The 12753-nt window shown below is 62.3% G+C and carries 8 protein-coding genes and 3 rRNA genes; 2 read left to right on the forward strand and 9 right to left on the reverse strand.

Annotated elements, in window-relative coordinates; translation table 11 throughout:
• Positions 1–106 precede the first annotated feature (106 nt).
• The 9 genes from ACQPYY_RS24375 to ACQPYY_RS24415 all read right to left on the reverse strand — a co-directional run bounded on the left by ACQPYY_RS24375 (position 107) and on the right by ACQPYY_RS24415 (position 10720).
• A complete protein-coding gene (locus ACQPYY_RS24375; protein ID WP_433591127.1) occupies positions 107–1198 on the reverse strand; it encodes a hypothetical protein in 1092 nt (363 codons plus the stop codon).
• A 16-nt stretch (positions 1199–1214) separates the two neighbouring features.
• Positions 1215–2702, reverse strand: coding sequence for a hypothetical protein (locus ACQPYY_RS24380; protein WP_433591128.1), 1488 nt, complete (start codon positions 2700–2702; stop codon positions 1215–1217).
• Entirely contained in the window at positions 2693–2980 is a 288-nt protein-coding gene (locus ACQPYY_RS24385; protein ID WP_433591129.1) for a WXG100 family type VII secretion target, read from the reverse strand. The genes ACQPYY_RS24380 and ACQPYY_RS24385 overlap by 10 nt, the downstream gene beginning before the upstream one ends.
• Entirely contained in the window at positions 2980–3309 is a 330-nt protein-coding gene (locus ACQPYY_RS24390; protein ID WP_433591130.1) for a WXG100 family type VII secretion target, read from the reverse strand. The genes ACQPYY_RS24385 and ACQPYY_RS24390 overlap by 1 nt, the downstream gene beginning before the upstream one ends.
• A gap of 69 nt (positions 3310–3378) precedes the next feature.
• Entirely contained in the window at positions 3379–3864 is a 486-nt protein-coding gene (locus ACQPYY_RS24395; RefSeq protein WP_433591131.1) for an SUKH-3 domain-containing protein, read from the reverse strand.
• A 121-nt stretch (positions 3865–3985) separates the two neighbouring features.
• Positions 3986–4102 (reverse strand): 5S ribosomal RNA (rrf, locus tag ACQPYY_RS24400).
• Between the two features lie 119 nt (positions 4103–4221).
• Positions 4222–7329: ribosomal RNA gene (locus ACQPYY_RS24405) — 23S ribosomal RNA — on the reverse strand.
• A gap of 323 nt (positions 7330–7652) precedes the next feature.
• Positions 7653–9169 (reverse strand): 16S ribosomal RNA (locus ACQPYY_RS24410).
• The 16S, 23S and 5S rRNA genes sit together here, the layout of an rRNA operon.
• Before the next feature lie 450 nt (positions 9170–9619).
• Entirely contained in the window at positions 9620–10720 is a 1101-nt protein-coding gene (locus ACQPYY_RS24415) for an FAD-dependent monooxygenase (RefSeq protein ID WP_433591132.1), read from the reverse strand.
• A 124-nt stretch (positions 10721–10844) separates the two neighbouring features.
• On the opposite strand from ACQPYY_RS24415, the gene ACQPYY_RS24420 reads away from it, so the two are divergent.
• Together ACQPYY_RS24420 and ACQPYY_RS24425 are read left to right on the forward strand one after the other, a co-directional pair.
• Positions 10845–11051 (forward strand): hypothetical protein, encoded by a 207-nt coding sequence (locus ACQPYY_RS24420; protein WP_433591133.1) that lies wholly within the window; start codon positions 10845–10847, stop codon positions 11049–11051.
• Positions 11052–11325: 274 nt separating this feature from the next.
• Complete coding sequence (locus ACQPYY_RS24425; RefSeq protein ID WP_379095667.1) at positions 11326–12753, forward strand: sugar porter family MFS transporter; 1428 nt, start codon at positions 11326–11328, stop codon at positions 12751–12753.

Raw genomic sequence — 12753 nt, forward strand, 5'->3', positions numbered from 1 at the left:
GCTCGGAGACCCCGCGGAGATCGCGGATCGACAGCAGCTCCTGAACTACACCGAACCACCCCGCTGACTCTCCTCCGGACAGGTCGCACATTCGGCGGCAGTCCAACTAGTCCGGGGACATGTGGTATTCGACCTGGTCGTCAGGGATTTCGATTCCGTGGCGACTGAGGTTGTCGAGGAGTTGGTGGGTGAAGCGGCGGGGTGGGCGGTAGTGGGTGCTGTGGTCGGAGATGAGATGGAGGTGGCCGGATTTGGCGGAGAGTTCGCCGGCAGCGGCTACTGGGGCGCCGGACAGGAAGCTGGAGTGGTGGAACTGGCCGAGGATGTGGTGAGGAGAAGAGTAGAGGGCGCCGTCGGCGTCCATGACGAAGATGGCTCGGCCGCCCTGGGGGGTCCAGAGGGTTCGGGACGTGGTGGTGTCGAAGGGGGCGCCTTGGGCGTCGTACAGGAGGCCGTTGGTGATGGTCAGCTTGTAGGGGGCGCGTTCGGAGGGGGTGAGGTAGCGGACGTGAGTGCCGTTCCAGCGGGTGTTTCCTGGGAGGTGCTCGCCTATGAACTCGGGGCGGAGTGGGGTTGTTTCGTAAGGCACGGGAGCTGAGGGGGTCGACAGGACGGTCACTTTGGAGGGGTCGAGGGATGAGGACGACAGGATCTCCCGGACTATCGCGGCGGCGTTGGGGTTGTTCTCGCGCGCTACCAGAGCGGTCGCGTTTCGGTCGCGCCAGCCGGGCCAGATGAAGCCCACTTCGGTGCCGGACTTCAGGCGGAGGAGCAGTACCTCGCGGTTGTAGCCTGCGGGCTTTCGGAACATCTTTCCGACGATGGGCTGGATGTCGATCCAGGACAGGTCGATTCGGGCGATGGGGTCGAGGTGGACGAACTCTGACCACCTTTCGAGCGGGACCTCGCGGTAAGAGCGGTCGGGCCATGGGCGCATGGAGTCGAGGTCGGCGACTACACGGGTGAGGAAGTGGCGCTTTTCTGCTTCGGTGAATGGGGCGTGGACTACTGGGTCGAGGGCCGTGTTGGAGTCGAGGGCCGCGGTGAGGGCTTGGTGTTCTTCCTCGACCGTCAGATCCCAGAGGGGTTGGTGGACAAGCCATTCTGCGGTGCGACGGGCCTCGGTGTCGCCGAGGGTACTGGCGAACTGGGTGCGGTACAGGACGGCGGTGACGACTGCACGCCATGGCTCGGTCATGTCGAATCCTCTCTTGCTACTTCGGGGCTCGCAGGTCGATCTGGGTGGGATCTATTCGGAGGCCTTCGCTGCGAAGTTGGTCGATAACCTGGTTCGAGAATGTTTGGGCGGGGCGGTAGTGGCCACTGGCGTCGGTGATGAAGCGAAGTTCGCCGTTGACCACTTCGAACTCGCCTGCACCGGCAACCGGGGCGCCGGAAAGGAAGCTGGAGTGGTGGAATTCGCCGGGGGCATGGTACTTCGAGGCGTAGAGGGCACCGTTCTCGTCCATGACGAAGATCGCTCTTCCGCCGTTGAAGTGGGTAGCTGAGGTGGTGGTGTCGAACAGGGCGCCGGTGGCGTCGTAGAGCTTGCCATCGTGGATGGAGAGTTGGAAGCTCTGGCGTTCTTCGGGGGTGAGGTAGCGAACGGATTGTCCTGGCCAGATCGAGTTTCCGGGGAGGTTTTCGCCCTTGTAGTGGGGGTTCATCGGGGTGGTCCTGAGTTTGGGAACAGAGCCTGTTCGGCGGCCGAAGACTGCCAGTCTCGCTGCGGCCTCCTGGACCCACTTGGCGACCTTTGCCGTGAGGGCTCGGACTCGGTCGGCCATGACGCCGACGACCCGCGCGGATTCCCTTGCCTTGGTGGCCAAGCCGGCGATGATCGACGCGATGCGGGCTGCTTTGACGGCTACTCGGGCGGCCCAGGCGGTATTGCCGATGTACTCGGACAGGCCCGCGGTCACCGGAGCCAATAACGCCAAGCCGATTTCTACCGCGGCGGTTTCGAGGCCCAGGTCTTTCAGCTCTTCGAGGATTTGGTGGTGGGCCTCGTCGAGGTGGTGGGCGTAGTCGCCGCAGGCGGTACCGATCTCGGCGCTGATGGCGGCAAGGTCGGTCAGGTCGGATTGGCGGGTTCGGGCCGCCTCGATCGCGGCGGGGATTTCCTCGGACTGCTGGTTGGCGAGGAGGTCTATGGCCTTCGGGATCGTGTCGGCCAGGGTGTGGAAGTTGGTGGCCGTGGTGGACCAGGCGGACTGGGCGGCAAGGAGTTCGGACTGGTGGCCGTTGGGCCACATGGCGCCGACGGCGTCCTTGATGATCGACCAGCCGAAGGGTTCGGGGATGCCGTCGCCGGCCGCGGAGGGAGCCTCGTCGGGGAGGCAAGATGGCGGGGTCAGGGCGGGTGGTGGAGGGGGTTCCACCTCGTTGTGGTCGGCTGCGGACTCCCCTGCCTGGTGGTTGTAGGCACCGACCACGATCAGGTCTCGGACTTGTGCCGCGGCGGCGGCCAGTTGGGCGGAGGCTTGCAGGGCCGAGTTCGCGGCTTGGTCGTACGCGGCGGACCATTCTTGGCCGATGGTGTCGCTGCCGGCCATGCCGGCGTTCGCGCGGAGGACGGTCAGCAGGCCGGAGTGGGTTTCGATCGCGTCGGACTCTAGGGTGCCGAAAACCTCTCCGGCGGAGCTGTATTCGCCTGAGCGGCAGACGATCAGCGGGACCGTGGGAGGCGGGCTCATGGCCACATGGACGCGTTGGTGGATCCCACCGTTCCGTAGGCGGTGTGGGCGGCGGAGAGCTTCTCGCGCAGGGCTCGCAGGGCCTCGCGCATGAGGGCGGCCGCGGCTACACGGTCATCGTGGGCGGCGCGGTGGGCGGTGGCGGCTTCGCCGGACCAGTCCACGTGGAGCTCGGCTACGCACTTCTCGATCGCGGCTATCCGGGCCTCGATCGAGGACTCCAGTTTGGCTGTGCCGTCGATGAGTTGTTGCAGACCACCCAGGTCGACCCGATAGTCCGCCACTAGACCACCTCGGGCAGGTCGAGGCCCGAGCCGGCTTGCGCGACCGCCTCCGCTCGGTGGTGGTCAATCCGGGTGTGTTCCGCGGCCGCCTGGCGGAGGAGGGTGGCGTCGGTGGCGAAGGAGGTGAGAATCCGGTGGGCGCCGGATTCCCAATCGGTCCACGGGGTCTCGTGTGAGGCCGCGGCGTCACCTTGCCAGTCGCCGCCCAGGAACGAGCGGACCAGCCGCATGTGTGCGGTCAGGTCGTCCACGAGGTCCTGGGCCGCGCGGTCCAGCCAATCCGCGGCCGCGCGCATCGCGGCCGGGTCGATCTTCAGTGTCCCCACCATCCGCACGAAGGTAGTGACGGAAGGCGGTGGTGGGGTGCGAGATTCGAACTTCGCGCACTCGGGGTGGGGCTAGCCCGCGTGCATCCACTCGGAGGTGAAGCGGGGGCGCGGGCGGTGGTAGGAGAGGATCGAGGTGGGGGTGGTGTGGCGGCGGATGATGACCTCGAGGGCCTGGGGGAAGGTGGGGGCTACGAGGTCGAGGGAGAGGACGCCGTCGGAGACGATTCGGCCGTCGTCGAGCATCAGGAGGAAGGTGGTGCCGGCGGTGTTGGCGGCCAGGGGGGTCATGCGGTGGCCCAGGGCGCGTTCGAAATCGGCGTAGCGGTCGTACATGCCGCTGGCTACGTCGATGGGGTCGAAGAATAGGGGGTCCGCGGTCCAGAGGGCGCCGGGGAGATCCGGGGGCTGGAGGGTCAGGTTGCCGAAGCCTTGGAGGATGCTCGCAGCGGGGCGGGAGACGTGGAAGCCCTCGGCTTCCAGCTGGTCGGTCCAGCCGGTGATGTCGATACGACGGGAAGGGGTCCAGCCCGCTGCGGTGAGGGCTCGGCACGTCACTGGATTCGGCCAAAAGTAGCGCATAGTGGATATTCGGCGCTGGAAGTTCTTGGGCACGTATCGATTTGATCGAGATACGCCAAAGGCCCCCAGCTATTGCTGGGGGCCTTCGCGAATGATGTTCCGGCGGTGTCCTACTCTCCCACACCCTGTCGAGTGCAGTACCATCGGCGCAGGTGGCCTTAGCTTCCGGGTTCGGAATGGGACCGGGCGTTTCCCCACCGCTATAGCCGCCGTAACTCTATGAAACTGTCACACAGAGAGCCAAACCCGGCACCCGCGAACGGGATTCGGATCTGTCTGCTCAGTGATCTGTGTGTTGTTTCAGATACTGCACAGTGGACGCGTAGCTTCTTTGTTGGTAAGTCCTCGGCCTATTAGTACCAGTCACCTCCATGCGTTACCGCACTTCCAGTTCTGGCCTATCAACCCAATGGTCTGTTGGGGGCCTTACCCCCTCGAGGGGGTGAGAAACCTCATCTTGGAACAGGCTTCCCGCTTAGATGCTTTCAGCGGTTATCCCTTCCGAACGTGGCCAACCAGCCGTGCTCCTGGCGGAACAACTGGCACACCAGAGGTTCGTCCGTCCCGGTCCTCTCGTACTAGGGACAGCCTTCCTCAAGTTTCTAACGCGCGCGGCGGATAGAGACCGAACTGTCTCACGACGTTCTAAACCCAGCTCGCGTGCCGCTTTAATGGGCGAACAGCCCAACCCTTGGGACCTACTCCAGCCCCAGGATGCGACGAGCCGACATCGAGGTGCCAAACCATCCCGTCGATATGGACTCTTGGGGAAGATCAGCCTGTTATCCCCGGGGTACCTTTTATCCGTTGAGCGACACCGCTTCCACTTGCCGGTGCCGGATCACTAGTCCCGACTTTCGTCCCTGCTCGACCTGTCGGTCTCACAGTCAAGCTCCCTTGTGCACTTGCACTCAACACCTGATTGCCAACCAGGCTGAGGGAACCTTTGGGCGCCTCCGTTACATTTTGGGAGGCAACCGCCCCAGTTAAACTACCCACCAGGCACTGTCCCTGAACCCGATCAGGGTCCGAGGTTAGAGGTCCAATACGATCAGAGTGGTATTTCAACGATGACTCCACGAACACTGGCGTGCCCGCTTCACAGTCTCCCACCTATCCTACACAAACCGTACCGAACACCAATACCAAGCTATAGTGAAGGTCCCGGGGTCTTTTCGTCCTGCCGCGCGTAACGAGCATCTTTACTCGTACTGCAATTTCGCCGAGTCTGTGGTTGAGACAGCTGAGAAGTCGTTACGCCATTCGTGCAGGTCGGAACTTACCCGACAAGGAATTTCGCTACCTTAGGATGGTTATAGTTACCACCGCCGTTTACCGGGGCTTAAATTCTCAGCTTCGCTCCGAAGAGCTAACCGGTCCTCTTAACCTTCCGGCACCGGGCAGGCGTCAGTCCGTATACATCGTCTTACGACTTCGCACGGACCTGTGTTTTTAGTAAACAGTCGCTTCTCACTGGTCTCTGCGACCCAACCCAGCTCCCACCGCAAGGGTGTTCACCAGACCGGGCCCTCCTTCTCCCGAAGTTACGGAGGTATTTTGCCGAGTTCCTTAACCACAGTTATCTCGATCGCCTTAGTATTCTCTACCTGACCACCTGTGTCGGTTTGGGGTACGGGCCGTGTACCAACTCACTAGAGGCTTTTCTCGGCAGCATAGGATCACTGAATTCGCCTCAATCGGCTACGCATCACCTCTCAGGCTACATGTCTGGCGGATTTGCCTACCAGACGCCCTACAGGCTTACACCAGGTATTCCATCACCTGGCCCAGCTACCTTCCTGCGTCACCCCATCGCTTGACTACTACACCCAGGGTCCCGTGCAGCAATTCTCCCTCTCGCCCGAAGGCTCGATAAGAGAACATTTGGACGGTTAGCACAGATGATTCGCCATTGGGCGCGGATACACGGGTACGGGAATATCAACCCGTTGTCCATCGACTACGCCTGTCGGCCTCGCCTTAGGTCCCGACTCACCCTGGGCGGATTAACCTGGCCCAGGAACCCTTGGTCATTCGGCGGACGAGTTTCTCACTCGTCTTTCGCTACTCATGCCTGCATTCTCACTCGCATGGCCTCCACGGCTGGATCACTCCGCCGCTTCCCTGGCCATACGACGCTCCCCTACCCACCCAGACGACTGGCCCGAAGGCGATCTGTATGTCTGAGTGCCGCGGCTTCGGCGGTGTACTTGAGCCCCGCTACATTGTCGGCGCAGAATCACTTGACCAGTGAGCTATTACGCACTCTTTCAAGGGTGGCTGCTTCTAAGCCAACCTCCTGGTTGTCTTCGCGACTCCACATCCTTTTCCACTTAGTACACGCTTAGGGGCCTTAGCCGGCGATCTGGGCTGTTTCCCTCTCGACTATGAAGCTTATCCCCCACAGTCTCACTGCCGCGCTCTCACTCACCGGCATTCGGAGTTTGGCTGACTTCGGTAAGCTTGTGGGCCCCCTAGGCCATCCAGTAGCTCTACCTCCGGTGAGAAACACGCGACGCTGCACCTAAATGCATTTCGGGGAGAACCAGCTATCACGGAGTTTGATTGGCCTTTCACCCCTACCCACAGCTCATCCCCTCAGTTTTCAACCTAAGTGGGTTCGGGCCTCCACGACGTCTTACCGTCGCTTCACCCTGGCCATGGGTAGATCACTCCGCTTCGGGTCCATAGTGTGCGACTCAGGGCGCCCTATTCGGACTCGCTTTCGCTACGGCTCCCCCACACGGGTTAACCTTGCCACACACCGATGACTCGCAGGCTCATTCTTCAAAAGGCACGCCATCACCTATTACAGCTCTGACGGATTGTAAGCGCACGGTTTCAGGTACTATTTCACTCCCCTCCCGGGGTACTTTTCACCTTTCCCTCACGGTACTAGTCCGCTATCGGTCACCAGGTAGTATTCAGGCTTATCGGGTGGTCCCGACAGATTCACAGCAGATTTCACGGGCCCGCTGCTACTCGGGAGTTGCTCACATGAGCCGTTGAGTTTTCGCTTACAGGACTCTCACCCTCTACGGTTGGCCATCCCAGACCAATTCAGCTAACACAACGGTTTCTGACTCATGCTCAGATCGGCAGATCTGAGAAGAACAATCCCACAACCCCGCATGGACAACGACTGCCGTCTATCACATCCACACGGTTTAGCCTCTTCCGCTTTCGCTCGCCACTACTCACGGAATCACTGTTGTTTTCTCTTCCTGTGGGTACTGAGATGTTTCACTTCCCCACGTTCCCTCCACACGCCCTATATATTCAGGCGCGGGTAACACGACATCACTCGTGCTGGGTTTCCCCATTCGGAAATCCTCGGATCTCAGCTCGTTTGACAGCTCCCCGAGGCTTATCGCAGCCTACTACGTCCTTCATCGGCTCCTGGTGCCAAGGCATCCACCGTACGCTCTTACACACTTACTAACAAAGATGCTCGCGTCCACTGTGCAGTTCTCAAACAACACACAAGATTGATTCTGTATCTCAGCACCAGCCGGAACCCATGTTCCGCGGTATGACTGAAGAACCAGTCTCGTCGTTTTTTGCCTGGAAAGAACGTCTGTTCTTTCAGGACCCAACAGTGTGTCGATATATCTGCTCTGCCGGCCACATGGGACCGAACTTGATGAGAAGAGGTTATCAGTGTTCCACCCATGAGCTTCCGCGGTCCCACGATTGGGGACTCAAACGGTCTCTGCCACAACCACATTCACCTGTGTGAAGCGTCGTGGAGAAGTGCTCCTTAGAAAGGAGGTGATCCAGCCGCACCTTCCGGTACGGCTACCTTGTTACGACTTCGTCCCAATCGCCAATCCCACCTTCGACAGCTCCCTCCACAAGGGTTAGGCCACTGGCTTCGGGTGTTACCGACTTTCATGACGTGACGGGCGGTGTGTACAAGGCCCGGGAACGTATTCACCGCAGCGTTGCTGATCTGCGATTACTAGCGACTCCAACTTCACGGGGTCGAGTTGCAGACCCCGATCCGAACTGAGACCGGCTTTAAGGGATTCGCTCCACCTCACGGTATCGCAGCCCTCTGTACCGGCCATTGTAGCATGTGTGAAGCCCTGGACATAAGGGGCATGATGACTTGACGTCGTCCCCACCTTCCTCCGAGTTGACCCCGGCAGTCTCTCACGAGTCCCCGCCATTACGCGCTGGCAACATAAGATAAGGGTTGCGCTCGTTGCGGGACTTAACCCAACATCTCACGACACGAGCTGACGACAGCCATGCACCACCTGTACACCGACCACAAGGGGGGCCATATCTCTATGGCTTTCCGGTGTATGTCAAACCCAGGTAAGGTTCTTCGCGTTGCATCGAATTAATCCACATGCTCCGCCGCTTGTGCGGGCCCCCGTCAATTCCTTTGAGTTTTAGCCTTGCGGCCGTACTCCCCAGGCGGGGTACTTAATGCGTTAGCTACGGCACGGATCCCGTGGAAGGAAACCCACACCTAGTACCCACCGTTTACGGCGTGGACTACCAGGGTATCTAATCCTGTTCGCTACCCACGCTTTCGCTTCTCAGCGTCAGTTACTTCCCAGAGACCCGCCTTCGCCACCGGTGTTCCTCCTGATATCTGCGCATTTCACCGCTACACCAGGAATTCCAGTCTCCCCTGAAGTACTCTAGTCTGCCCGTATCGACTGCAAGCTTGCAGTTGAGCTGCAAGTTTTCACAATCGACGTGACAGACCGCCTACAAGCTCTTTACGCCCAGTAATTCCGGACAACGCTCGCACCCTACGTATTACCGCGGCTGCTGGCACGTAGTTGGCCGGTGCTTCTTCTACAGGTACCGTCACTTGCGCTTCGTCCCTGTCAAAAGAGGTTTACAACCCGAAGGCCGTCATCCCTCACGCGGCGTCGCTGCATCAGGCTTTCGCCCATTGTGCAATATTCCCCACTGCTGCCTCCCGTAGGAGTCTGGGCCGTGTCTCAGTCCCAGTGTGGCCGGTCACCCTCTCAGGTCGGCTACCCGTCGTCGCCTTGGTGGGCCGTTACCCCACCAACAAGCTGATAGGCCGCGGGCCCATCTCGCACCAGTAAACCTTTCCAACAACCCCCATGCAGAGGCTGCTCATATCCGGTATTAGACCCAGTTTCCCAGGCTTATCCCAGAGTGCGAGGCAGATCACCCACGTGTTACTCACCCGTTCGCCGCTCGTGTACCCCGAAGGGCCTTACCGCTCGACTTGCATGTGTTAAGCACGCCGCTAGCGTTCGTCCTGAGCCAGGATCAAACTCTCCGTTGAAGACTCTAGACACGCTCCGAAGAGCGAATCAGAAGTATCTCGAACCAGAGTCCGAAAACCTAGCAAAACAGTCGGCCGGAAAATTGACCGACTTAAATGTCCGACCCCATCACACGGGGGGTGTGAGGCCGGAACCAAATTTCAAAATTTGGCACTGACATTCATCGACACACTATTGAGTTCTCAAAGAACACACGCACAAGCCATCGATCCGAGCGGTAAGCCCGTTCGACTAGCTAGGCAACTTTTCAAGCTTAGCCCCGGCCATGCAGCAGAACCAAATCCGCTGGTCAGGTGGAACTAGTGTGATCATCAGGCGCTCCTCGTCCAACCTCGTTTCCCAGGCCCTTGGGGCTCCGGGTCGGTGTCCGTGTCGCTCTGACCTGGAATAAGTTACGTGGTGCGTCGAAGCAAAGTCAAATCGCCTCTCTACCTGCGGTTTTCCGGCGACTACGCGGAGGACCGCGGGGGCTTCCAGCCTTCGAGGATGCGGCGGCTGTGGGAACGGAACATCGCTACCGAGACTTTGTTCGGGATCGCGAGGAGTGCGGCGTCGCGCAAGGCGGCGAGAGTGGCCGAGCCCGGGGAGGTCATGCGGGTTCCGTGTCTGGACAGAAAGCTCATCCGGGCGACCCGGCTGCGGCGGGCGGCGGAATAGCGGGCGAGATCCGGTGCGCAGGCCGCCAGAGTGACGGCGTCCTCCAATGCCATGCCCGCTCCCTGGCCCAGGGTTGGGCGCATCGCGTGGGCCGCGTCCCCGATCAGGGCCACGCGGCCATTCCACAGGTGGCGTGGGACATCGATTTCGAGCAGTTCATCGGTCACCACGGTCGAGCGGTCGGTGACGGCGATGAGTTCCGGCAGCGGATCGGGCCAGTCGGTGAAGTAGTCCAGGTCCGCGATGCTGGGACGGCCCGCGGTGAAGACATAGGTGCGGTCGCCCGCGATCGGCACCACTCCGGCTTCGCCATGCCGGCCCAGGATCACGCCCACGGGATCGGGCGCGGGAAGGTCGAGGACCCATCGCCACGCCGCGATGCCGGTCCGCTGCACCGGGCGCTCCTGCGGCCACAGCCGGCTCCGGACCACGCTGTTGACGCCATCCGCACCGACGACCAGGTCGTATGGGTCGGCTCCGGTGGCGGTTTCGACCCGCCCGTCCGCGTGGACGTCGATAACCCGGGTAGCTGTGCGGACGCAGTCCGCGGGCACCGCGGCGGCGAGGATCGCGATCAGGTCGGCGCGGTGCAGGGCGACCACTCCGCCGGTGAAGTCACTGATGCGTGCGTCCACCAGGACCCGCCCGCGATCGTTCCGCGCGAAGCCACGTCGATCCGGCAGGGTCCCCGCTCTCACCGCCTCACCCACCCCGAGCAGGTCCAAGGCATTCAAGGCATTGGCCGCGAGGACGATTCCCGCGCCCACCTCGGTGAACTGGGGCGCGCACTCGTAGACGACGACCTCCCAGCCCGCCGCGCGCAGTGCGATCGCGGCGGCCAGGCCGCCGATTCCGCCCCCGACAATCCCGGCCCTGCCCTTGGCTTCGGCCATGATCCCTTCCTGAACGTAGGCGTGGCGCGATCGTAAATCTCCGATTCATCCCGAAGTCGTAGGAGTGCGCTGGATCGCGGCACCGAATACCTCCCGACCGGAAATCGAGTGGAGGGCAAGCGGTATGGGTGGACAGGCGGATCGCACCGGGGTGTCGCGGGCGGTGGAGGCGGCGGTGGAGGCGGCCAAGCGGGGTGACGTGATCGCGGCTCGGCAGTTGCTGACGCTGGCCGACCAGCTGGCGGCCGAGGCGCTCGCGCGCGAGACGGCGCGGGCGAATCGGCTGGGGCGGCTGCGGGTTCCGCGGATACCGGGGCTGCCGCGGCGCTGAGAGGACGTGGGCCCTAGGCCCTTCCGCCCGACCGGTCCGCCCTCCGACGGAGACACGCATGGCCCCGGCCGGGGGTGGGCGTTGGCCGACCACGGAACCGGATGAACCACCAGAGAACCGGACGACCAGTTCGGCGTTGCGTTGAGCATTCACGGGCATTCCCCCAGCAAGAATGGTCGAAGTGCGCCGTCTGACGGGGATCGTGCGTCATCTCGGCCGAGCCCAGAGAGGATGGCTCGGGTTTCACGACCCGGGTCCGGACGAAGGAGTCGGCGTGAATTCATCGGTGGGGTCGCGAACCTCGGACGATCAGGAGCGCGGGGCCGACAGCCTGGTCTACGTCGTGTTCATCACCGCGGCGGCCGCGATGGGTGGATTCCTGTTCGGCTACGACAGTTCCGTCATCAATGGCGCGGTCGAGGCCATCCGCGATCGGTACGACATCGGGTCGGCGACGCTGGCGCAGGTGGTGGCGATCGCGTTGATCGGCTGCGCGGTGGGCGCGGCCATCGCCGGGCGGATCGCGGATCGGATCGGGCGTATCTGGGTGATGCGGATCGCGGCGACGCTGTTCACGGCGAGCGCGATCGGGTCGGCGTTGCCGTTCGCGCTGTGGGATCTGGCCATGTGGCGTGTGATCGGCGGGATCGGGATCGGGATGGCCTCGGTGATCGGGCCCGCCTATATCGCCGAGGTGTCGCCGCCGGCGTACCGCGGACGGCTGGCCTCGTTCCAGCAGGCGGCCATCGTGATCGGCATCGCGACCTCGCAGCTGGTGAACTTCGCGATCCTGAAGATGGCGGGCGGTGAGCAGCGCGGGAGTATCGCGGGGCTGGAGGCCTGGCAGTGGATGCTCGGCGTGATGGTGATTCCGGCCGGGCTGTACGGGCTGTTCTCCTTCACGATTCCGGAGTCGCCGCGGTATCTGATCTCGGTCGGCAAGATCGAGAAGGCGAAGCAGGTGCTGGCCGAGGTCGAGCGCGGCACGGGCGATCTGGACGCCCGGGTCGCGCAGATCGAGCAGGCCATGCACAGCGAGCACCGGTCGACGTTCAAGGATCTGCTGGGCGGGAGGTTCGGGTTCCTGCCGGTGGTGTGGATCGGTATCGGGCTGTCGATGTTCCAGCAGCTGGTCGGCATCAATGTGGTCTTCTACTACTCGGCGACGCTGTGGCAGTCGGTCGGCATCGATCCGTCCAGTTCGTTCTTCTATTCGTTCACCACCTCGATCATCAATATCGTCGGCACCGTGATCGCCATGCTGCTGGTCGACCGGATCGGGCGGAAACCGCTGGCGCTCATCGGCTCCGCGGGCATGGCCGTCGCGCTGGGACTGGAGGGGTGGGCGTTCTCGGCCAAGACCGGGTCCGGTGACAGCGTGTCGTTGCCGCACGCGCAGGGCATTGTCGCGCTGGTCGCGGCGCACTGCTTCGTGCTGTTCTTCGCGCTGTCGTGGGGTGTGGTGGTGTGGGTGCTGCTGGGTGAGATGTTCCCGAACAGGCTGCGCGCGGCCGCGCTGGGTGTGGCGGCGTCGGCGCAGTGGATCGCCAACTGGGTCATCACCGCCAGCTTCCCCAGCCTCGCGGACTGGAACCTGTCGGGGACGTACGTCATCTACACGCTGTTCGCACTGCTCTCGATTCCGTTCGTGCTCAGGTTCGTTCCGGAGACCAAGGGCAAGGCGCTGGAGGAGATGGGCTGA

The organism is Nocardia sp. CA-145437 (genome assembly GCF_050956485.1).
GTDB lineage: Bacteria > Actinomycetota > Actinomycetes > Mycobacteriales > Mycobacteriaceae > Nocardia.